The sequence below is a fragment of the Micromonospora sp. NPDC049301 genome (assembly GCF_040678715.1).
Classification (GTDB): Bacteria; Actinomycetota; Actinomycetes; order Mycobacteriales; family Micromonosporaceae; genus Micromonospora.
On the sequence record NZ_JBFAQO010000007.1, the window covers coordinates 118,440 to 141,892 of the forward strand.

The window sequence follows — 23,453 nt, forward strand, 5'->3', positions numbered from 1 at the left end:
GGGCCGTGATCACGGCCCGCCCCACGCGTCACCGCTACCGGCGACTCACCTCGCGCCAGTCACGGTGAAGGGCAGAGCAACCCGCGTCGCCGATCTGGCACCGACCAGCGTGACGTCGGTCGGGCCGGCCTTCGCCGCCCCGGGGACGCTCACCGTCGCGCCGGCGATGACACCGTCGCCATTCGCGCGCACGGTGCTGACCGCGAGATCGTCACCGAAGCTGATCGTGACCGCCTCGTTGGGAGCGAATCCCGCGCCGTCGACCGTGATCGACGTACCGCGCGGGCCCGTCGTGGTCGTCAGCGCCGCCTGCGGGTCGTAGCTCGGCTTCTCCGGCTGCCCGGTCACCTGGACGGTGGCCGTCGCCGGCGTCCGCGAGGACGCGCCGGTGGCCGTGACGGCGTACCGGCCCGGCTCCGCGTCACCGGCCGTCGCCACGGAGGCGCGAACCGCTCCCGCCGCGGAGGCCGCGACCTTGACGGTCCGTGCCGGACTGGTGCCGAGAGTCACGGTCACCTGCTCGCCGGCCGCGAACCCGCTGCCGCTGATGGTGACCGCGTCACCGGTGGTCACGGTGGCGGACGCCGACACCGCGATGGCCGTCTGGGCTGCGCCCCGCGCGACGGTCACCGTGAAGGTCTCGGTGCTGCTCGACAGCGTGTCCCACGCGGTGACGTGCACCGTGTAGGTGCCCTCCTGCGCGTACGTGTGCCGTCCGCTCAGCGCACCGTCCGTTCCGATCGTGACGTCGTCCGGAACCGTGCCGTCGCCCCACTGCACCCGGGCGCGGTAGCCCGTCGTGCCGGGAACGCCGCCGCTCACCGAGCCGAGCGCCGCCGCGAGGACCTGACCGGCGTGGGCCGTCTGGTCGCTCGGGGCGGTGGTCGCCAACGCGGCGGCCGGCGTGCCGTCGTTCGCGATGGCGAACACGTGGATCCGGCCCGCCGAGCCGGGGTCGCCGGTCTGCGTCGGCAGGGTCACCGAGACGAGCGTCTTGCCGGCCGGGATCTGGTACGGCGCGGTGGCGAACAGGAACGGCTGGGCGCCGTCCCGGCTCGTGCCGCTCAACCGGTACGCGGCCTTGGCGACGACGACGTTGCCGTACGACGGGGTGCCGTTGGCGTTGCCGCCCAGCGTCCAGTCACTCATCTGGATCGGGATGCCGGCCGTGCTGCCGTCGCTGAACGTCGCCGTCCCGGTGGTGTTCTGGTTGCCCTGCGTACCGGCGCCGATGAACGAGATGCTCCGGGCGTCGGCCGGAAGGTTCAGAACGACCGTCCTGCCGTTGCCGCTGGCGTTGTCCGGCTGCCCTGCCGGGATCACCGGCAGCGTGAACTGCAGCGCCGTTCCGGGCACCTGGTGCCGCTGCCCCTGCGTCACGCCGGCTGCCGTCAGAGCGGCCCGCGAGTACGCCCACGACTTCGCGTCGCAGTTCGCCGCGAGGGTGCCCTCGTCACCGATGCAGAGCGTGTCGAACGCCGCGGTGAGGCCGGAGCTCGGCGCGTAGGCAACGTCGACGCCGACCGTGACCGAGCCCTGGCCGGTGCCGTCGGTCACCGTGACGCTCGCCTGGTGGTGACCCGGCGTGGCGTAGGTGTGCGAGCCGCTGACGCTGTAGACGGCCCGCGAGCTCAGCGTCAGGGTGCCCTCGGTGGCCGGCGAGCCGTCACCCCAGTCGATCGTGGCCTGGTACCCGCTGGCGGTGCCCCCGGTGACCGAGGCCAGCGGCACCGAGACCGGTACGCCGGACGTCGCGTGCACGCTGCCCGCGGCGGTCACCGCGACGTCGCCGCCACCGATCTCGAGGTCGCCTCCGGCGAGCAGCTCGACCTCGGCGAGGTGCGCCTGCGCGGCACCGACGGTCCCGGTCACGACGAGACGGAACTGGGCGAACCGTCCCGGCTTGTCGATGGTGAACGGACGGGTCTGGTTGCGCCACCGGAACACCTCGCCCTTGCGCGAGTCGAGGGTGCTCCAGGTGATGCCGTCGTTCGAGCCCTGCAAGCGCCAGTCGGTCGGATCGCCCACACCCGCCCCGGAGGTGAGGGTGTAGTGGCTCGGCTTCTGCTTGCCACCCCGTGCGACCCAGGTGACCTGCGGCGTCGCGGAGGTGAAGGTCAGCTGCGTGGTCGACGAGTCGTCGAACAGCTTCGCCGCGTCCTGCCCGCCCGTCGCGGTCGCGGTGCCGAGGCCCGGACCGGTGACGTCCTGCAACGGCTGCGGCGCCTTGTCGCCCCTGGTCAGTGACGGCGGCGCGTCGTTCCTGCCGGTGCCCCAGGACGACGGCTTGGCGCCCATCTGGAAGTCGATCGTGCCGCCCTTGGCGAGCGCGGACACGTCGACGGACAGCTCCCGCTGCTTCTTTCCGTTGACCTTGACGCCCTGCACGTACACGTTCGTCGTGCTGTTGTTCGGCGCGTTGACGACGATGTCGCCGCTGGTGCGGTGGACGGTCATCTTCGTGAACTGCGGCGAGCCGATGGCCCAGTGCGACGACCCGGCCTGCAACGGGTAGATGCCCAGCGAGCTGAGGATGTACCAGGACGACATCTCGCCGTTGTCCTCGTCGCCCAGGTAGCCCTGGCCGATCTCGCTGCCGACGTAGAGGCGCCGCAGGATCTCCCGCACGAGCTCCTGCGTCCGGGCCGGAACACCCGCGTAGTCGTACATGTAGGGGATGTGGTGCGACGGCTGGTTGCTCATGCCGAGCTGACCCATCCGCACCGCACGCGCCTCGAGCATCTCGTGGATCGTGCCGCCGTACCCGCCGGGCCGGTCGGCGTTCTCCGGAGTGGCGAAGAACTGGTCGAGCTTGTCGCGCAGCGCCTTCTGCCCGCCGTACAGGTTGGCCAGTCCCTGGCCGTCCTGCTGCGCGGTGAACGCGAAGTTCCACCCGTTGGTCTCGGTGTAGACGCCACCCCAGTCCAGCGGGTCACCGTCGAGGAAGTTGCCCGCCGCGTCCCGACCCTGGAAGAGCTTCGTCTCCGGGTCGAAGAGGTGGACGTAGTTGCGGGCGCGCTCCAGGAAGTACCGCGACTCCTCCCTGAGCCGCTGGCGCTCCGACTTCGGCGTGGCCGGGTCCTTGGCCAGGGCCGCGCCCATGTTGCCGATGCCGTAGTCGTTGATGAAGCCTTCCAGCGCCCACGACACCGACTCGCCGGTGGAGGTCGGGGTGTAGCCGAGGAACAGCGAGGTCTCGATGCCCTTGCGGCCGACCGCGCCGCGCCCGGACGCGACGGTGGCGTCCTTGACCGCCGCGTCGTACGCCGCGAGCGGGTCGGGCAGCTTGACCCCGGTGAGGTACGCCTGGGCCAGTGCCACGTTCGCGCTGGTGCCGGTCATCAGGTCGGCGTAGCCGGGGGACGACCAGCGGGCGATCCAGCCGCCGTCACGGTAGTGCTGGACGAACCCGTCCGAGATCCTGGCCGCGACGTCCGGGTACAGCAGCGCGTAGGCGGGCCACACGGTGCGGTAGGTGTCCCAGAATCCGTTGTTGACGTAGATCTGACCGTCGACGATCTTCGCGCCGGTGTGGGTGGCGGTCGACGTGCCGGTCGGCGCGGACACCGGGCTCGCGTACTGCCAGCGCGGCGCGGCGGCGGTGCCGGTGTTCTCCGACTGCGAGTTCGGGTAGAGGTTCAGCCGGTACAGGTTCGAGTACATCGTCACGAGCTGCGTCTCGGTCGCGCCCCGCACCTCGACGCGCCCGAGCCGGTCCTGCCAGGCCGCCGTGGCGTCGGCGTGGACCTGGTCGACGCTCTTCCCGGTGACCTCCAGGTCGAGGTTGCGCTGCGCCTGGTCGACCGAGAGGAACGAGGTCGCGATGCGCATCGTCACCTGGCGGTTCGCGGAGACGTCAAAGGTGGCGGACGTCGCGGAGGACGCCGTGGGAGCACGGTCGAAGGCGCCGGACACGAACATCCGGCTACGACCGGCGGAGAGGCCGCTTCCGTTGTCGACCCAGCCAGTGAACGTGCCGCCGGTGCCGATGGTGAACGTGCCGTTGTAGAAGACGAGGCTGCCGGTCGCCGGCCCGGACGGGAAGGTGAACCGCATGATCCCGGCGTGGTCGGTGGGCGCCATCTCGGCGGTCAGGCCGTTCTGCAACGCGACCCGGTAGAAGTCCGGCTGGGCCGTCTCGTCCTCGTGGCGGAAGGCGACCGCCCGGCTGGAGGGCGGCCCGGTGAGGGGCCCGCCGCCCGCCACCGGCATGACCGACATCTGGTTGCGGTCACCCATCCACGGGCTGGGCTCGTGCGAGATCGCGAGGCCCTGCAGCGTGGGCAGGTTGGCCGCGTTGTTGACCCGGTGGTACTGGTACTCCCACGAGTTGGACGTCGCGTCGGTCACCGGGGTGAAGAAGTTGAAGCCGTTCGGCACCGAGGTGATCGGCAGGTTGTTGCCGCGCGAGAACCCACCCGTCGAGTTGGTCCCGCGCCGGGTGTCGACGTAGTTGGTGAGCCGGGAACCGTCGATCGCCGCCGGCGAGGCCGTCACCGCCAGGTCGTCGAGCCAGCCCTGGAACCGGGTCTCCCCCGTCGCCCGCGGGTTGTCGTACGCGAGCAGGATGCGGTCGATCGTCTTGCCGCGCGCGATCGTGCCGATGTCGGCCTGCACCGCGTTCCACTGGTCGGCGTAGAGCACCTTCGACGCGCCCTGCCCGGCTGCGGTGAGTGCGTAGCCGTGCTGGTCGACGGGCGAGAGCCGGCTCAGGTAGCTGCCGTCGGTGAAGTGCAGGTCGAGCGCCGCGTAGGTGGACGGGTACCCGGCGTCCTGACCGGTGAACTCGGGGAAGATCTTGTAGGAGAGCCGGGTCTTCGGTCCGACCGGGATGTCGACGTCGAACAGCCTGTTCGTCGCGTACGAGCGGCCGGCGCCCTCGGCGCCGCCCGCGTACCGGAGCGAGGCCAGCCCGGTGAATCCGACCCCCGGCTTGGTGGTGTAGCCACCGGACGGACCGGCGCCGGTGACGCTGACCATCGGGGTGGCCGGCGGCTTGACGTCCGAGCCGTCGCTGATGTCCCAGCCGGCGAGCTGCACCAGCGAGTCACCGGAGTTGGCGGTGACGTTCAGCCGGTAGTAGCCGTAGGCGGTCGTGTTGGTGAAGCTGTACGCCTTCGTGGCGAACCGGCCACCGAAGGTCTGCCCGGTCTGCCGGTTCAGGTCGATCCACGTGCTGCCGTCGGTGGACCCCTGGAGGGTGAAGTCCCTGGGGTCGCGGGTCGGCGCGTCGTCGGCCGAGGTCAGCGCGTACCGCACCACGGCCGCCGGCTTCGTCAGCTGGTAGGTCACCCAGCCGGTCGGGTTGAACGCCAGCCACTTGGTGGCGGGGTTGCCGTCCGTGAGCTTCGCTGCGGTCTCGTTCGGCGCGTTCTCGGCGCTCGCGGTCACCGCACCGACCTGATCGAGCAGGCTGCCGGGCAGTCCCGTGCGGCTCGATCCGCTCAGGTTCGCCTGGACCGGCTTGCCACTCGCGTCGACCTCGACGGTGCTGGCGGAGGGTTGCGGGTCGGCGGACTCGAACGACGAGCTGAAGGTGCCGGGCGGCGCCGTGGTGGGCGCGGCGCTGGCCAGCGGTGCGCCGACGAGCAGGCCCACCGGCAGCAGGACCGCGGTTGTCGCGGCGATCAGTCGGGGGCTCAGGAAGCGCGCAATGGGGGGATGCGACATAGGGGCAGGGCCTTTCGCCTCGAACCGGGTCGAGTACGTCAAACGTCTGGGCAGGGTGGACCGTGGCTGCGGTCCATCGTGGTGGACTCCTTCGGAGCCGCCGCCTGACATCGTTGTCATGAGCGTTCACGACGACGAATCAGGCAGCGGTGGACTGGGGCTGATAGTTCCGGGTAGGTCACGACCATGTCAATGGGTTCATCAGAGCGAAACAGACCGCCACCGGGCGGGCCGGCGATGCCGGAGCGGTCGCGGTGACCGGCCCGACCTCCGCTCCGAAAACCATTTCGGCATCGCGCCGAGGGCTCGATGATCCACCACCCTCCACAGCTTCTCAGCCTTCCCCGGAGCCAGCGTGCGCACTACGCTTGCGGCAAGCACGAGGGCAGCAGGCACCCGCCAATCACCCTGAAATGTTTGCGAAAGGCTTTCGGTGGGCCGACGACGATCCCAGGCAGTGACGTTGAGCGACGTGGCCAATCGCGCCGGCACCTCCGTGGCCACGGCGTCCAAGGCACTCAACAGCCGCGCCGAGGTCGCCCCGGAGACCCGGGAACGGGTCCTGCGGGCCGCCGCCGAGTTGTCGTTCCAGCCCAACGTGCTCGCCCGCGGTCTGATCTCCGGGCGCACCCGCACGGTCGGGCTGCTCACCGACGAGCTCGGCGGACGGTTCGCCATACCCATCCTGCTCGGCGCCGAGAACGCACTCGGCAACGGGCAGATGTCCGTCCTGCTCTGCGACGCCCGTGGCGACGCGATCCGCCGGCAGCACTACATCCGTACCCTGCTCGCCCGCCAGGTCGACGGGTTCATCGTGGTCGGCGACAGCAACGACGTGCGCTCCTCGTTGACCCGGGACATCCCGGTCCCGGTGGTCTACGCCTACGCCGAGTCGACCGATCCGAACGACCTGTCGATCGTCGCGGACGACGAGGGTGGCGCCCGGCTCGCCGCCGACCACCTGGTGTCGCACGGCCGCCGCAGGATCGGGCATATCACCGGGCCGGACACCTACCGCTCGGCACGCGATCGCGCCACCGGGCTGCGGGCGGTGCTCGCCGAGGCGGGCCTCACCCCGGCCGGCGACCCGCTCTACGGCGAGTGGTCGCAGCGGTGGGGCCGGCACGCCACCCGGCTGCTGCTCGCCGCCCGACCGGACGTGGACGCGATCTTCTGCGGCAACGACCAGATCGCCGCCGGCGCCGCCGACACCCTGCGTGACCTCGGTCGGCGCATCCCGGACGACGTGGCGATCGTCGGCTACGACAACTGGGAGTTCTTCGCGGCCGACTGCCGACCGCCCCTGACCACCGTGGACCTCAACCTCGAACAACTCGGCGCGACCGCGGTCAACCACCTCTTGGCCGCGATGGACGGCAACCCCGGCACCGGTGTCATCCGGCAACCCGGCCGCCTGGTGGTCCGTGAGTCCACCGGCCCGGTCCTGCACCACTGAAGCCACCCGCGAGGCGGTGGCGCGGGGCTCAACCGACGGGCAGGGTCGACTCGCGCATCACGACGCGACCGGGAAACTCCTCCGAGCTGGGCGCGGCACCGTCGATGGCCGCGAAGAGCCGCTGGCCGGCCACCTCGCCGAGGTGCTTGAGGTTCATGTCGATGCTGGTCAGTCGCGGCCGGGAGTCCGCGGCGATGGCCTCCCAGTTGTCGAAGCCGATGACGGAGATGCTGCGCGGCACGTCGCGCCCCACGTCACGCAGCGTCTCCAGGACGCCACGGGCGATCTGGTCGCTGCCGCAGAAGATCGCGTCGACCTCGGGATGCTGCTCGACGACCATGTGCGCCGCGGCTCTGCCCCAGGACTCGTCCCACGACCCGAAGTAGGGCCGGTCGCCGACCATCCGCAGGCCGGCGGCGGCGAGCGCGGCGGCCGCACCCTCGGCACGGTCCCGCGCCGCCTGGAACCCGGCCTCCCCGGTGATGTGGGCGATGGTGCGCCGGCCGCACGCGAGCAGATGCTCGATGGCGAGCCGCCCACCACCCACGTTGTCGACCGTGATCGAGATGTCCGCCGGATTGGCGGAGGGCGCGTAGACGTACACGACCGGCACCGGGATGGTGCCGGCCAGCGGCGGGCGGGGGTCGGTGCGGGAACCCACGACGATCAGGCCGTCCACGCGCCGGGACAGCAGCGCCTGCACGTGGTGCTTCTCCCGGATCGCGTCGCCGCGCGCGTCGCAGAGGAAGACCGAGACCTGGCCCGCCCCCGACGCGTCCTCGGCGCCCATCAGGATGGGGATCGAGAAGCGCCCCTCCAGGTCGCTGGTCAGCAGGCCCACCGTCCCGGTCCGGCCGCTGAGCAGTCCGCGGGCCAGGGCGTTCGGGGCGAAGGACAGCAGCTCCGCGGCCTCCAGCACGCGGGTCCTCGTGGTCGTCTTCACCTCGCCGCGACCGTTGATGGCCTTGGACGCGGTGGCAACCGACACTCCGGCGAGCCGGGCGACATCGGTGAGCGTCGGCGGGCGGTAGGCGGGGACCTCGGGCTCGGTGGTCATGTGATGCTCCCTCTCAGCGACCGACACAGGTGCGCCGCGCGGCGGCGAGGCCGTCGCCGAGTGTCTTGTCGATCAGCCAGCGGAAGCACATCCTAAAACCTTTTCGGCTATGTTGCGGCGCGGTTGCGGTCCGGTAGCACGCGCGGATGCCCCTACCCGCGCCCGAACACTACACGGAGAGCCGGTGGCGCTGGCACGGGCAGGGATGCGCCATCCCGAAAACCTGTCGAAACCCACGACAGGCTGATCGTCGGTGGGCGGCAGGTGGCCGCCCCACCGCCAGCGGAACTGCCGTGGCCCGGTCGGTCCGACCGGGCCACGGCACGCCGTCCTGCGGACTGACAGCAGCCGGCAACGGCCTACGGAGCCAGCTCCCTGTTCGATCGCGCGGCGCCCGCCACGACGATCGACCTCTCCTCCCGGCTGAGGATTCCCGCCTGGACGAACGCCTGCGCGACGTGGTCGACGGTCGACACGAACTGGCCGTGGTTCTTGAAGGGTGCCTCGTCCCAGACGAGGTCGAGGAAGGTCGGGCCGTCACTGCCGGGCGACGGGACGCCCGCCACCGGTACGTCGTAGTTCGGCAGACCGTCGTTCCGCTTCCGGTTGGGCACACCGGTGTCGACCGACCCGAACACGATCGTCGGCTCGACCCGCCGGAAGTAGCTCGAGGCGGCCTGCGCGTCGCCGACGTAGTACGGCCGCAGGGTGAAGCCGTGCGTGGTGAAGAGCGGGTCACCGGCCTCGGTGGTGCCCGTCGGCGTGATCGCCGCCCGGGCGTAGTCGCCGTCGCGCTTCAGGTGGCGGTACAGGGAGAGTTCCCGGTAGTTGCCGGCACCCGGGTTCCCGAGGATCTGCATGAGCAGGGGCCCCCAGAAGATCGACTGCGTGTCGGGGCGGTCCAGTGCCCGCTCGATCCGGATGCTGAACGGCATCCGGATCTCGACGGTGTCGCCCGGCTTCCACGTCCGGCTCAGGGTCAGGTAACTGCCGGGCTTGGCGGTGGCCTTGTGGGCGACGCCGTTGATGGTGACGAGGAATCCCCTCTCCACCCAGCCCGGCACCCGCAGCTTGATGTCGAGCCGCCCGCTGCCGTCGACGGTCAGCCGGGTGCGGTCCTCCCGCGGGTAGTTCGTCTCCTGGGTGACGACGAAGCCCTTCTCCGCCCAGGTCAGCGTCGACGGCACGTACAGGTTGACCCAGAGCGTCCCGCCGTCGGCCGACCTGAAGTAGACCGTCTCCTGGTACTTGGTGTGGTTCTCCATGCCGGTCCCGCCGCAGCAGGTGCCGGTGTTGCCGTAGCTGCGCGTGGCCCCCGGGGTCAGCGGCTGGAAGTAGGTGACCTGCGGGTTGTTGACGTTCGTGTTGTCGGCACGCGACCCGAGGATCTGGTTGAGCAGGCCACGCTCGTAGTAGTCCAGGTACGCCGGGTCGTGCTCGTGGAGGAACAGGTTACGAGCCAGCTTGATCAGGTTGTAGGTGGTGCAGGTCTCCGCGCCGCCCTGGGCGATCGAGTTCGCGATGTTGCCCCGGTTCTGGAACAGCTCGGTGTTGTTGTTGGAGCCCGGGTAGTTGCCGCCCGTCCCACCGTTGGCGTAGGTGCGGTGCGGGACGACCATCCCGAAGAAGTTCTTGGCGGCCGTGAAGTACTCGGGATCGCCGCTGTGCTCGTAGACGCGCAGGTAGCCGACGAACTGCGGCACGTGCGAGTTGGCGTGCAACCGATCCGGACGGCGACGACCGGGACGGGTCTGCGGTGTCGTGACGAGGATGTCGCGGTTCTCGACGCAGGCGTCGAAGAGCGACTCCCGGTTGTCGAAGCGCTTGGCGGTGTCCAGGTGCCGCGCGTCGCCGGTGAGCGCGTAGATCTCGGGGAACACCTCGTTCGCTCCCCCGGTCTCGCCGGCGATGTAGAGGTCCCACATGTAGTTCAGGTTGTCCCGGGTGATCGGGCCGGTGTACGCGGGGTGGTTCTTGTCCCCGACGGTCAGCGCGAGGTGCGCCCACTCGGCCATCCGAACGACCACGTCGAGGGCCTTCCGGTTGTCGGTGTGGTGGTACGCGTCGAGCAGCCCACGCATGATCTTGTGCTGCGTGTACCAGGGTGCCCAGGTGTTGGTGCTCAGGTCACCGCCGTAGACGGCCCACCGTGGCGGGCCGAGTCGGAGCACCGCGTCCTCCGGGATCGCGCCCAGGTAGCCGGGATGGGTCGGGACCCAGAGGGCGCCCCCGCCGCTCTGGCTCGCCACGATGCCGCCGTCGCGGCCGTTGGGCGAGGCGTCCCTGATCGTGGAGCCGTCCTCCTCCTCGAACCGGTACCAGGCGATCGACCCGCCGCCGGTGCTCCCGGCCGCCGAGTCCAGCAGCGACCGGACCTCCTGCTGGCTCAGGGCCCGGTCGAAGATGTGGAACTCGTCGACGGTCGCGTCCAGGTACGCGTCGCCGTACTGCGACCGCCCGATCCACCGGTTCCCGGGGTTTCCGAGGTCGGCCGGGCTGAGGGTCATGGCCGTGTTCTGGCCGGCCTGTTGACCGTTCACGTACAGCGTGCCGGTGCGCTGGGTGAGGGTGACGGCGAGGTGCACCCACTGGTTGGTCGGCAGGGCAGCGGTGCCGTCGATCCGCTGCTCACCGCCGCTGCCGCCGACGGTGATCGCGAATCTCGGCACGTTGCCCGGGACACCGGCGCGCGGGGTCAGGAACATGTTGACCGTGGTGTTCTGACCGAAGTCGAACAGTCGGCTCCAGTTCTGGGTGGAGGCGAGATTCACCCAGGCGGCGATGGTGAAGTCGGCGAGCTGGCTGATCGCCTCCTGCGGAAGGGCCACGTGCTGTGCCCGGCTGGGGCCGTTCAGGCGCAGGCCGCTTCCGAAGCGACCCGGCACCCTGCCGATCTGCGGCTCCTCCGGTTCCTCTCCGGGGCCGCCCCCGCCCATCCGGGCGGTGATGGCGGCCTGGCAGGCCGCGAGCTCGTCGACCATCCAGTCGAGCTTGCTCTTGAAGATCGGTTCTCCATGGTCGGCGTAGCCCTGCGCCAGCGCCGTCATGAAGTGGCCGGCCCAGTGGCCGCTGAGCAGACCACCGTCCTCCCAGCCTCCGGGGACGGAGACGCCCGGCGGGTTCGGTCGGCCGGCCTGGTTGTTGAACAGCACGAGGAAGCGCCGCTCGTCGAGCTGCCGGAGGTAGCTCTTCATGCGGTCGCGTTTCTCCTGGAACAGACCGTCGCCCAGCGTCACGTCACGCAGCTGGAACGGCCGGACCGGGGCGGTGCCCCCGGGGCCGGGGTCGGCCGGGACCACGCCGGGTGGAGTCGGAACGGCTGACGCCTCGGTGGCTGCCTGGGCGGCGGTCGGGGGGAGCGCGCCCGCGGTGGCCACCGCGGTGACACCGACGGCGGACGCCTGAAGCACCTGACGTCGACTGACGGGCGTCTGGTCGGAGTGAACCATTGCGGATCGTCCTTTCACGCGGGGGGATCAGGAAGCCTGTGGGGCGCCGCCGGCGAGAGCCGATGTCCGGGCCTCCGCCCGACCCTCGTCCCGGGCGGCGGCGATCAGCTGCGCGAGCCGCCGGCGGCGCCGACGGAGGGTGCTCCGGATGGCGAGGGCCAGGACGGCGAGGACGGCGGCCAGGGCCAGTTGCGGCCACGGCAGCGCCCAGTTCGTGACGGTGGCGGTGGTGGGCTCGATCTGGGCGCCGGTGGCGTCACCGCCGAGGATGGCCGGGGTCAGGTCGACGCGGGCCTCGAGTCGTCCCACCGGCCAGACGCCGTCGAGGCGGGCCTCGACCTCGCGGCTGCCGCCGGGAAGTGTCTCCTCGACGTTCGTCGTGGTGCGCCGCGTGGCTAGGCCGAGCGGCCCGGTGATGGTTGTCCGGCCGGCGCCGGCCACCGCGACGTTGCCGTCGTTCGTCGTGGTGTACCTGAGGTGGACGGTGCCGGCCGAGAAGGGGTTCCACGAGCGCTCGTACCGGGCGGTGAGGCCGCTGATCGCCAGGGACGCGGTGACCGTGCCGCTGGCCCGCAGCATGACCCGGAATCCGACCCGGCTCTCGACGGCGACCGTGCCTCCCGCGCTCGTGACCGCCGCCGCGATGCCGGCCGGGTGGTCCCCCGGCGTGGCGTCAGGGGGCACCGTGATGGTGAACGGCACCACCTTCGTCTGGTGGGGTCCGACGCTGACGGTCTCCTGCACCCTGATCCAGGTGCCGCCGTCCGCCGACTGCTGGTTCGACGGGAGCATGTTGAAGCGGCCCTTGTCGGTGAGGTAGCCGTCGGCCGCTTTCAGCGCGAACACCACCGGGCCGTCGCTGAAGTTCCGCACGGCCAGGTGCTCGGTCACCATCTGACCGGGGTCGAGCGTGCGCTCGACCCACCGGCGGCCGTCCGGGCCCTGCTGGTTCGCCGGCTGGACCGCCCAGGTCAGCGTCGGAGTGGTCGGTTGCGCCGTCGCGGCGGCGGGTGCGATCGGCGCGGTGACGAACACCGCGGCCAGCACGGCGAGCAGTCGCAGCGGCGTCCGCGGCGAGGTCCGGATCATCGCGGGTCCTTCGACGGAGGGATGGGACGGTGGGGGCCGCGTCGCCGCGGCCCCCACCCGTGCGTCACTCGAACAGGGAGAGGGTCAACGTCGAGGTGTACGAGCCGGCGGCGACATCCGCCGGGGTGCGCAGGTACAGGTCGGCGTCTACCGAGTAGGCGTCGCCGGTGACCGCCTCGGAGTCGAACGTGGACACCAGCAGCTCCTGGTCGACCAGGCCCACGTTGTTGCCGGGCTGGGTCGGCTCGTCGAGGACGGTCACGACCTCCTCGCCCTCGGTGACCAGGCCGGTGTCGCCGCCGTCGATCAGACGCGGCTTCCAGCCGAGATGCCCGGCGCTGATCGGCGCCTGGCCGGCACCGCCGACGAAGTCGGTGGCGCTGCCCAGCACGGCCCAGGCGGCGTTGTCGGGCACCTCCTCCGGCGTACGGGTGTCGGTGACCGTCACCGTCGGCAGGCTGCCGACGAACTGACGGACCAGCAGGGTCGAGCCGTCCTCGGACAGCGCGACCGAGTTGCCGGCGATCGACATGGCGAGCACGCCGGGTTCGGTGATCTCCTCGATGTCGACCGTCACCCGCACGTCGGTGCTGTCGCCGGGCTCGGCCTGGGACGGCGCCTGCAACGCCACCGTCCCGACCAGCACCGCACCCGCGGCGCCGGCCGCGAGCAAGCGCCTACGGTTTCCTGTGTTCATGTGCTGCTCCATCGTCACTAGTGGTTACGGGGCCTGACGGGGGTCGCCGGCACAATCGGCGCCGGCGTGGTCTGCGGTGCGGACGGTCGTCACGTCCGTGCCGTTGCTGGGCCCGGTGGCCCGGACGGTCGCCGAGCCGGCCGGGATCGAGACCGCCCGGGTGGCGAACGACTGGTAGGCGTTCGCGCCGGGCGCGACGCCGGCGACGGAGCGCTGGCCGTACGCGGTCTCCAGGACGATGTCCACCGGCGCGTCGTGGTCGTTGCGCGCCTGCACGGCGACGTACGCCCTACCGCCGACACACCGCGCCTGCACACTGACCGTGACGGGCAACGCGGGTGGGACTCCCGGGTCGTCGGCGACCACCCGCCACTCGGTGACCGCGACGGCGGAGTAGGTGGTGCCGTTGCCGTTGGCCCGGATCGTCGCCCGCACCCGTGCCGTGGTGACCGGGTCGAAGGTGACGGTGTTGAACGCGGTGGTGCTGGTGCCGTACGCGGATGCGCCGGTCACGTCGCGCCAGGCCGAGGTCGCCTCGTCCCAGTACTGCAGCACCCACCCGTCGGGTTCGGCGACGCCGTCGCCGGTGCCGCGGTCGGAGTCCCGCCAGAACTTCAGTTCCGTGCCGGTGATGCGCACCGGTCGCGCCCAGTCGTACTGGACCCACTGGGTGGCCGGGCGGGTGCCGGACCAGGTGCCCCAGAGTTGCGCCTGGCTCGGGGTGGACGGGTCGGTGCCGTCGTTGAGGGCGGTGACGCTGTTCCAGCCCGCCGTGTAGGAGGCGGTCGGGGTCGCGATGGGCCCGATGTTGCCGGCGAGCGGCCCGGACAGGTCCGCCGGGATGGTGACCGTCTTCGCGGTCTCCAGGTTCCCCGCCAGGTCGAGCGCGCGGAACGACACGGTGTGCCGGTTCGAGTCGGGCGCCGCGACGGCGCCGTCGTAGGCGGTCCACGCTCCGGCGCCGATGGCGTACTCGATGCGGGCGACCCCGGAGGTCGCGTCGCTGGCGACCACCGTGACCGCCCGGGTGGCGCTGTCCACGGTGGCCGTGCTGGCCGGCGCGGTCGCGTCGATGCGTACCGGAAGGGTCGCGGGCGCCGAGACGTTGCCCGCGCGGTCGGTCGCGGTCGCCCGGACCGTGTGCTGGCCGTCTCCGGAGACGGTCACGTCGACGGACCGCACGGCGTTGGCGATGACCGGCTGGCCGTCGTCCACCCGCGACTCGATGGTCAGCCGACCGCCACCGTCGTCGACACCGGCGACGCGCACCCGCACCGCGGACCGGAACCACCCGGCGCCGCCGGCGCTGCCGCTGGGCGTGAGCGTCAGCGTGGGCGGGGTCTCGTCGCCGTCGGTGTCCTCCGGCGAGATGACCCTGACCTGCGCGGACACGCGACCGGCGGCGTAGCCGAGCACGCTGCCCCCGATCGTGAACGTCCCGGGCGTGACGACCTCCTCGGGCGTGACGGGGTCCCAGTAGACCGGCAGCCGCAGCGTCTCGGCGCCGAACGCCACGGGGAGGCTGTCGGGCAGTTCGGTCTCCCCCACCTCCACCGTCATCCCCGGTGCGGTGACGGACTCCGGCTGTGCGGCGAGGACCTTCCACTCCTCGACCGCCACCGCCGAGTAGGTGCTGCCGTTGGTGGACGCGTCGAAGACGGCCCGGACCTGGGTCGTGGTCACCGGGTCGAACGTGGTGTCCTGGAAGCCCTGTGTGCTGGTCGGGAAGCCACTGGGGTTCGGCACGTCGGCCCACTGACCGCTGTCGAGGTTCCAGTACTGGATGCGCCAGCGGGCGGGGGCGGCGACGCCCGTGCCGGTGCCCTGCGGCTGGTCGTTCCAGAAGTCGATCTGCGACCCGGTGATCCGCATCGGCTGGTCCCACGCGTACTGCACCCACTGCTGGGGCGGGTTGTTGCCCGTCCAGGTCCCCCACATGTCCGGTGGCAGCGGGTTCGACCGGACGATCTCGTCGTTGAGCGCCTTCACCCAGTACTGCGTGGGCACCGGCACGTTGGAGACGGTGACCGTCGCCTCCTGGGCGATGTTCGCCCGCGGGGTCCGGTCGGGCCCCTTGACCGGCGTCGGCGTCACCAGCTTCAGCCTCGGCGGGCTCTGCGTGTCGTCCCACTCGACCGGGTCGATCGCCACCGACCGGCGGAAGTGGCCGCCGCCAACGGCGTCAGCGGTGTGGTACGCGATGTACCACCTGCCGTCGAACTCCAGGATGCCCGGATGGCTCGTCGTCGAGGAGACCGGCCGGAGCATGGTGCCCCGGTAGGTCCACGGTCCCTCCGGCGACGACGCCGTCGCGTACGCGATGCAGGCGTGGTAGTTCGCCGGGGTGCACGGCGAGGTCGGGCCGGCGTTGTTCCCGGCGTACGCCATGTAGTAGGTGCCGTTGCGCTTGAAGGCCCAGGCCGCCTCGAAGAAGCCGGTCAGGCCGGTGACCGAGCGCTGGGTGGTGACCGGGGTCTTCATGTCCTGCTGGAGCTCGATCATCCGCAGCTGGCTGAACGAGCCCCACCAGAGGTACACCCGCTGGTTCGGCGCCGTGCCGTCGATGAGGATCGTCGGGTCGATGTTGTGGATGGTGTTGGGCGTCGGCACCCGCTGGGAGATGATCGGCCCGCCCGCATGGTCGGTCCACGGACCGGTCGGGCTGTCCGAGACGGCCACGCCGATCGCGAACTTGTCGGACGCCGGGCTGTTCCGTTCGTTGATCGGTACGTACCAGTAGTAGCGTCCGTCCACGCCCCGGACGACCTGGCCCGCGTACGCGCGCCCGGGCGTCGCCCAGGCGAAGACCTGCTCCGGGCGCATCAGCGACGGGTAGTGGGTCCACTCCCCAGCCTCGACGTCCGTGGTCCGGAACGCGCCCCACTCGTTCATGACGAAGTCGTTGGTGGACGGGCCGGCCTGGTCGTGGCCGGTGTAGATGTAGAGCTGGTCCTGACCGGTGTCGTTGCCCGCAGCGCCGGTCGGCACGACGACCGGCGCCGGATCGGCCGAGTAGTAGCTGCCGTCACCGAGGATCGGGTTGACGGTGTTGGTGAAGGTGTACGAGTCGGCGGCGTCAGCCGGGGCGGCTACCCCGACCAGGCCGGCGGCGACGAGCCCGGCGACCGCCGTCGCGGCGAGCGCCCTGTGGGCCCGGCGCGCCGGCCGGCGGGTTGGTGGGGCGGCGCCGCGCACCACTGTGGTGTTCACGGTGTCGATCTCCTCACTGTCGTCCGAAGGTGGTGGCGGCGCCGGTGCGGCGCCGCCACCACGAAGGGTCAGCCGCAGGCGAGCGCGCCGAACGGCGCCTCGAACGTGACCGTCACCGGCTGGCCGTCCACGCTGCCGGTGGCCTTCACCGTCGCGACCCCGGCCGGCACCGACTCGGCGCGGGTGGTGAACGCCTGGTACGCGGACTTGCCGGGGGCGACGCTGGACACCGTGCGCGACCCGTACCGCGTGATCAGCTCGATGGTGAGCGGCACGTCCTCGGCGTTGCGCGCGTTGACCGAGACGTAGGCGCGGGTGCCGACGCACTGCGTGCGCGCCTGTACCTCGACGTCCCACGTCGGGGTCTCCGGTGGGTCGCCCACGGTGAGGGTCAGCGTGGTCCGCGTGGCGCCGGCCTGGCTGACGTAGTCGGGCAGGATCAGGTTGCCGATGATGGTGTAGCGGCCGGGGGTGTCGACGACGTCCTCGTCGAACTCCCAGTCGACGCCGATGGCCTGGTTGTCCCGGGACCCGTCGTTGTAGGAGACCTCCACCTTGTCCGGCAGGTGGGGCAGCTCGCCCACGTCGACGGACCGTTCGAACGTCTCGGCGCCCTGGATCGAGATGCCTCCCGGCGCCGTTTCGGGCCGCACGTAGACGCGGGCCTCGGCGATGAGGCCGTACGCGTCGTTCGTGCCGTAGACCACGAACGGCTCGACGTTGGTCTCCGCGACCATCGCCGGCGTGATTTCCTGCCAGTTGAAGGCGACGCTGCCGCGGGCGCCGCTGGCGTAGACCGCGTCGAGCGTGCCCGGCAGGGTGGGCACGTCACCCACGGTGGTCCGGATGAGCACGGGCGAGCGCACCGAGTCGACGGTCTCGCCGTTGGCACGCCAGCGCAGCACACCGGTGCCCGCGCCGCTGCCCATGAGGCCCCAGATGCGGATGCGCAGGTAGCTGGTGGTGACCGGTTGGAAGTCGAAGTGGTTGTAGGTGTTGGTGGCGAGCCCGTTCGCGTACGTCGAGTCCCCGGCGAGGGTGACCGGCGTCCAGGTGGTGCCGTCCGCGGAGCTTTCGATCGCGTACGTGGTGCCGGTGGGCCGGCGGGTGCCGCCGTTGTCGTCGTACCAGTAGATGTCGGTCGACGACAGCCGCACCGGCGCGGTCCACCGGTACTGGATCCACGCCTCCCGCTGCGGGCTGGTGCCGTTCTGCGGTTGGCCCCAGTTGCCCCAACCGTTTCCGGCCCCCGGGTTCGAGCTGGTCGGGGTGGTGCTCTCCTTGACCCGCTGGTGGTTCTCCCACGACGCGGTACCGCTGGTGCTGATCGTCGCCGAGGAGCCGAACTCCGCGACCACGTCCCGCTTGGCGAGCGTCACCGCCACGGTCGCCTCGGACCGCTTCTCGCCGTCACCGGCGAAGAGCCGGAACACGTAGTCACCTTCGACCGTGCCGGTCACCCGGGTGGTCAGGGCCTTCGGGTCGGAGAAGATGACACCCGCTCCGGGCGGGGCCGAGACGGTCTCCCAGCCGAAGGTCAGTTCGCTGTCGTAGGGGATGCCGTCGTCGGACGCCGTGCCGACGAGCCGGGTGGACAGGTTGCCGTCCGCCGAGCCGTCGCGAGCGGCGGTGACCACGGGCGCCTGGTTGGACACCTCGGGGACGTCGCGCCCCGAGTCGAACACCTGGATCTCGGAGATCGCCGTGTAGAAGGTCGGGTTGTTCGTGAACGCGACGCGCAGCTTGTTGGAGGTGACGGTGTCGAACAGCGCCTCGTTGAACTTCGCCGACGGGACGGTCGGGTTCTTGAACTGGCCCGGTACCTCCTTCCAGCCGCCGTTGCCGTCGGGCACCTGCACCCACCAGCGTGCCGGTTCGCGATAACCACCGGCCTGGCGGTCGCTGACCGCGTACACCTTCACGTTGTCGAAGGATCTGGCCGACCCGAGGTCCAACTCGATGTAGCCGTTCTTGTCGGTGGTGCCGTAGTTGCCCCAGTACGGCTCGTTGGCGGTGACGCCGTCGGTCACGGCCGCGAGCGACACCGGCCGCTCGGTTTCCTTGATGGCGCCGGGTGTGTAGTTCATCGAGGTGGTGCTCCAGCCGGGCGTGTGGAACTGCCGCCATGGCGTCGGCCGCACGCCCTGCTGGGTGTACGACGAGCTGAGGTGGGCGCCCGCCGCCAGGTTCGGCGCGTCCTCGGTGAGGTCGATGCCGGCCGTCTTCAGGTACTCGACGACGCGGGTGTCCTCGATCGGGGTGTCGACCGCGCTGGGGAAGGTGGCCCCGGTCGTCGCGGTGAACGTGACGGTCAGGCCGTCCTCGGCCTGGACCTGGTTGGTACGCGGGTCGTAGGTGAGCTTGCCGAGCTTGTCGGTGCTGACCTTCTTCTCGCCGTTGAGGAACAGGCTGTAGCCGGCGCCCAGGCCGTAGTTGCTGCCGTCGGGGTCCCAGACGATGGTGACGTCCTGCCCGTGGTAGCGCAGGTTGTTGGCCATGAAGTGGTCGTAGCCGAACCTGATCGGCGACAGCTCGATCTTGTCGTCGGAGCGCGGCTGGAGACCGGCCATGTCCTCGACGAAGATGTAGTTCATGTTGCCGAGCATCACGTGGTTCGGGTTGTTGCGGTTGTAGGTCTTCGCGGTCGGGTTCCAGTTGGAGTAGTACTCCGCCTGGTTCGGGGCCCGCAGGTCCGCGTTCGGGTAGATGCTCCAGGCCATCCAGTCCAGCAGCCGCTTGGCGTACGCCGGGGTGATGTACTTCTGCTCGGGGTCGTAGTGGCGCAGGGCCGAGCGGACACCGCGGTACTGCACGGTGAAGTTGATGTTGGAGAAGTTGTTGGAGCCGCCGATCCCGTAGGCCGTCCGGTCGTACTGGTTGGCGGTGTAGAACGGGAAGATCGGGAAGTTGTCGCCGTAGGTCAGGAACCGGAACCCGTCGACGTAGTTCTGCCACTGGTCGAACGGGATGAGGTTCTCGGCGTAGACGTCGTACAGGTTCGACTCCCGGGCCGGGATCAGGTCGCGGGCCGCCGCGGGCAGCGGGTTGGGCCGGCCGTTGGCGGTGGCCGCGCTGGTGGCGCCGTGCGACGTGCCGGCGAGGAACATCCGCATGTCGGGGCTCCACAGCCGGTCGAGGATCGCCGCCCGGATGTCGTTGGCGCCGCCGGCCATCTCGTCGACCTTGCCCTGGTCGGCGCCGGCGATCTGGTAGAGCTGGCGGGCGGCGTCGAACGCGCCCCACACGTACGCCGACTCGGGGCGCTCGATGGTGCGCGCGCCGGGCGCGCCGGCGTTGGCCTTGGGGTAGCCGAAGGTGATGGCGTCGGCGTCGTTGCCCGGCATGTAGTTGGTGTCGTAGGCGATGAGGTTGTCGTCGTTGCCGTCGTAGTGCTCCAGCTGGCCGACGCCGTCGCCCTCGAAGTAGCGGGCGAACTTCGCGGCGATCTCCTTGCCGCCACCGTGCACGTTGTAGGCCTCGAGCCCTGCGGTGCCGAGGTACTGCGAGTAGTGGTTGTTCCAGCTCGTGTGCCCCGGGCTGTCCAGGAAGGCCGAGGAGCCGGACAGCTCGCCGATGTTGAGGACCTGGCCGTACGGCAGGTACGGCGTGCGCAGCCACTTGGTGTCCTGCAGGTGCATCGGCTGGGTCAGCGCGACGGCGTTCTGGTAGAGGTTCACCCCCTCGATCGTCGTGGGGTACTGGTAGACGTGACCGGGTGCGTTGGCGTCGAGCGTGTTGTACCGCTCGCCCCACCAGCGGTAGACGATGGCCTTCTTGAGCGCGGGGTCGGGCACGTCGATGTACGGCACGTCCTGCGCCCAGCGGCGGTTGAACGCGGTGATGCCGGTGCGCACGGCCGTGGCCGGGGGCATCGCGGCGTACTCCTGGTAGCTCTGCACCGTCTTGGGCAGCGTGGCCGAGGAGACGGCGCCGACCACCGACAGCGACACCGTGCCACCGGCCGGCACGGTGATCTCGCGGTCGAGGTTGGCTCCGGTACGGCTGAAGCCGGCACCGGTGAGGTCGACCCGGACCGAGTCCCACGCGGTGTCGACGAGCCCGTTGTTGGAGCCGCTGGTGATGGTGCGCGTGCCGGTCAGCGTGGCCGCGCCCGGCCCTGCCTGGGTGGCCAGCGGTGACGCGGCACGGACGGTGAGGGTGGCCGGCGCGTCGCCGGGGTTGCCGAAGTCGATGGCGGTGACGGCGACGTTGTCCTCGGTGATGAACTTGGTCTGGTCGGCGGTGACGCCGGTGGTGCCGATCGTGTACCGGGTCCTGGCGTGGCTCGGCGCGTTGAAGCGGTTGGCGTTGACCTCGGTGACGGTCTGCCCGGGCACCGTGACGGTGTACAGGTTGCCGAGGTTGTTGGGGCCACCGACGTACGCGCTGCCGGCGAAGCCCATGCTGGTGAAGTTGTTGTTGCTCGCGCCGCGCATGTAGAGAGAGCGGCCCCGGGTCATCAGCACCGCCGACCCGAGCGTTCCCTGGACGCCCAGCACGCGGTCGAGGTAGTAGTCGGTGCCGCCGGCGGCCAGATCCTTCTCGAAGATCGACTGGTGCATGTTCCCCGCGGTGAACGGCACACCGGGCTTGAGCTGGTTGGCGACGTCACCCATGTTGCTGTAGGCCGGGTCGCCGATCTCCATGGCATGGTTCTGCCCGTCGGTGTAGACGCCGACGTCGCCCTCGTTGCCCGGCAGGATCGGGCTCGCGGCGTGGGCCGGGGACGGTACGCCGACCGCCCCTCCCACCACCAGCGCGGCCAGGGCGGCCCAGAGGGGCACCCTCCTCACTCGTCTATGGATCATGTCGTTCCTCCTTGTCGTCGGTGCGGCTGAACGGGTGAGGCGGGTACGGGAGTTAGCGCTAACATCAGGGAGCCTCTCGGCCCGGGACATCTGGTCAGCGCGCTGTCGGGAGCCAGACGCGCATGGTCGAGGGCCCTCGGTTGGCCCAGTCGTGGTAAGCCACCAGCGCCACCTCGACGAGGTCCTCGCCGACCGTCGGCGCCGCCTCGACCGCGTCGGGCCGGTAGGGCCAGTCGTGGTCTCGCGGGTGGACGCGCCGGCAGTGCACGGTGACCCGGCCGTTCACGTGGCGGGGCGGTTGGCTGGTGTCGACGCGGAGTTCGTCGACCGTCTCGACGCCGGGCACGTCCACCGACTCCAGGGCGAGCACGAGGGGGCCGTGCTCCACCGCGACGCAGCCACGGACGGCGTCGATGCGCGCGTCCGGGTGGGTGAACCGGGGCGACATCGGCAGGGACAGGACGACCTCGTCGCCGCGGCGCCACGTCCGGCGCTCGGTGACGAAACCCGGGCCGACCGGCCGGGTGTCTCCCACGATGGTCAGCGTCGCACCCTCGGCGGCCCAGCCGGGCACCCGCACCGTCAGCGACCAGGGCTGGTCGTCGTCGGTCTCGATCCGTACCCGGATCTGCCCGCCGTGCGGGTAGTCGGTCGCCACGCTCACGCGGAGGTCACGCCCGTCGGCGAGCCGGTGCTCCACGGTCCCCGGCAGGTACTGGTGCAGCTGGAGACCCTCGTCGTCGGACGTCGCGACGTACGCCGTCAGACTGGCCAGGGTGCGGGCGACGTTCGTCGGGCAGCAGGAGACCTCGAACCAGGGCGCCCGCAGGGAGGCCGCCGCGCGCAGGCTGGGCCGGTCGGCGTCGGGGAGGGTGCCCAGCTCGCGGCGGTGCAGGGTGTTCGTGTAGAAGAAACTCCGCCCGTCGGCCGACGGCGAGGTCGACACCACGTTGAACAGCGTCCGCTCGATGAGGTCGGCGTAGCGGGGGTCGCCGTCGGCGAGCAGCAGCCGCCACGCGAGCATCACCGAGCCGACCCCGGCGCAGGTCTCCGAGTACGCCCGGTCGGGCGGCAGCACCCAGTCCTCACCGAACGCCTCGTCCTGGTGCCGGGAGCCCTGCCCGCCGGTGACGTAGGTGCGTCGGGCCACCCCGTTCGTCCACTGGTTGCGCACCGCGTCCAGCAGGCTGGTGTCCTTGAGGTCGACGGCGACGTCGGCGGCCCCGGCGGCGAGGTAGTTCGCCCGTACCGCGTGCCCCCGCAGGACCGTCGCCTCCCGCACCGGTAGCTCGTCCTGGAAGTACTCCCGGCCGTACTCCACATCGCTGAGCCGGCCGTGGCCGCGCCGGTCGACGAAGAGAGCGGCCTGGGTCAGGTAGCGGTCGTCACCGGTGAGCCGGGCGAACTCCACCAGCGCGGTCTCGATCTCCGGGTGCCCGCAGAGGCCGTCGACACCGTCCGGGCCGAACGTCTCGCACACGTTGTCGGCGGCACGGCGGGCGACCTCGAACAGTCCGTCGTCCGCGCCCGGACGCGTTCGGGCGCGGGCGACCGCCGCCTGGAGGAGATGACCGACGCAGTAGAGCTCGTGACCCCATTCGAGGTCGGACCAGCGGGGCGCCTGCCCGGGGCGACCGAACCTCGTGTTGAGGTAGCCGTCCGCCTCCTGCGCCGCGGCCACCCGCCGCACGACGGCACGGAACCTCGACTCGAGCTCCCCGTCGCCGGTCCGGCCGATCTCCCACGCCATCGCCTCGAGGAACTTGTAGATCTCCGAGTCGGAGAACTCACGTCCACGGCGGTCGCGTGCCAGGTCGCCCCGCACGGCGAGGTCGAAGTTGCCGATCCAGCCTTCCCGCTCGATCCAGTGCTCTATGTGCGGGAGAGTCGCGACGCCGTTGATCGATTGACGCTCGGCCCAGAATCCCCCCGTGATCCGGACCTGGTCCAGCCCGAGCGGCCGGAGCCGGCCACGGATCGGCAGGACAGGGGCGGCCGCAGGTACGGTGCCGCTCAT

The 23,453-nt window shown here is 70.9% G+C and carries 9 protein-coding genes; 1 reads left to right on the plus strand and 8 read right to left on the minus strand.

Going from position 1 to position 23,453, the window contains the following annotated elements:
- Positions 1 to 45: 45 nt before the first annotated feature.
- Positions 46 to 5,670 (minus strand): GH92 family glycosyl hydrolase, encoded by a 5,625-nt coding sequence (locus tag AB0K07_RS21945; RefSeq protein ID WP_363757274.1) that lies wholly within the window; start codon positions 5,668 to 5,670, stop codon positions 46 to 48.
- Between the two features lie 433 nt (positions 5,671 to 6,103).
- Between AB0K07_RS21945 and AB0K07_RS21950 the strand changes: the two genes are divergently transcribed.
- Entirely contained in the window at positions 6,104 to 7,126 is a 1,023-nt protein-coding gene (locus AB0K07_RS21950; RefSeq protein WP_363757275.1) for a LacI family DNA-binding transcriptional regulator, read from the plus strand.
- A 28-nt stretch (positions 7,127 to 7,154) separates the two neighbouring features.
- Here the strand turns inward: AB0K07_RS21950 and AB0K07_RS21955 are convergent, their stop codons facing one another.
- From AB0K07_RS21955 to AB0K07_RS21985, 7 genes are all read right to left on the minus strand, one after another.
- Entirely contained in the window at positions 7,155 to 8,183 is a 1,029-nt protein-coding gene (locus tag AB0K07_RS21955; protein WP_363757276.1) for a LacI family DNA-binding transcriptional regulator, read from the minus strand.
- 359 nt (positions 8,184 to 8,542) lie between these two features.
- Positions 8,543 to 11,632 (minus strand): beta-L-arabinofuranosidase domain-containing protein, encoded by a 3,090-nt coding sequence (locus AB0K07_RS21960; protein ID WP_363757277.1) that lies wholly within the window; start codon positions 11,630 to 11,632, stop codon positions 8,543 to 8,545.
- Positions 11,633 to 11,659: 27 nt separating this feature from the next.
- Complete coding sequence (locus AB0K07_RS21965) at positions 11,660 to 12,721, minus strand: hypothetical protein (protein WP_363757278.1); 1,062 nt, start codon at positions 12,719 to 12,721, stop codon at positions 11,660 to 11,662.
- 64 nt (positions 12,722 to 12,785) lie between these two features.
- Complete coding sequence (locus tag AB0K07_RS21970; protein WP_363757279.1) at positions 12,786 to 13,418, minus strand: hypothetical protein; 633 nt, start codon at positions 13,416 to 13,418, stop codon at positions 12,786 to 12,788.
- 24 nt (positions 13,419 to 13,442) lie between these two features.
- A complete protein-coding gene (locus AB0K07_RS21975; protein ID WP_363757468.1) occupies positions 13,443 to 16,637 on the minus strand; it encodes a family 43 glycosylhydrolase in 3,195 nt (1,064 codons plus the stop codon).
- A gap of 59 nt (positions 16,638 to 16,696) precedes the next feature.
- The gene (locus AB0K07_RS21980; RefSeq protein ID WP_363757280.1) at positions 16,697 to 21,421 is read right to left on the minus strand and encodes an Ig-like domain-containing protein; all 4,725 of its coding nucleotides are present in this window, start codon (positions 21,419 to 21,421) and stop codon (positions 16,697 to 16,699) included.
- A gap of 109 nt (positions 21,422 to 21,530) precedes the next feature.
- Entirely contained in the window at positions 21,531 to 23,453 is a 1,923-nt protein-coding gene (locus tag AB0K07_RS21985; RefSeq protein ID WP_363757281.1) for a beta-L-arabinofuranosidase domain-containing protein, read from the minus strand.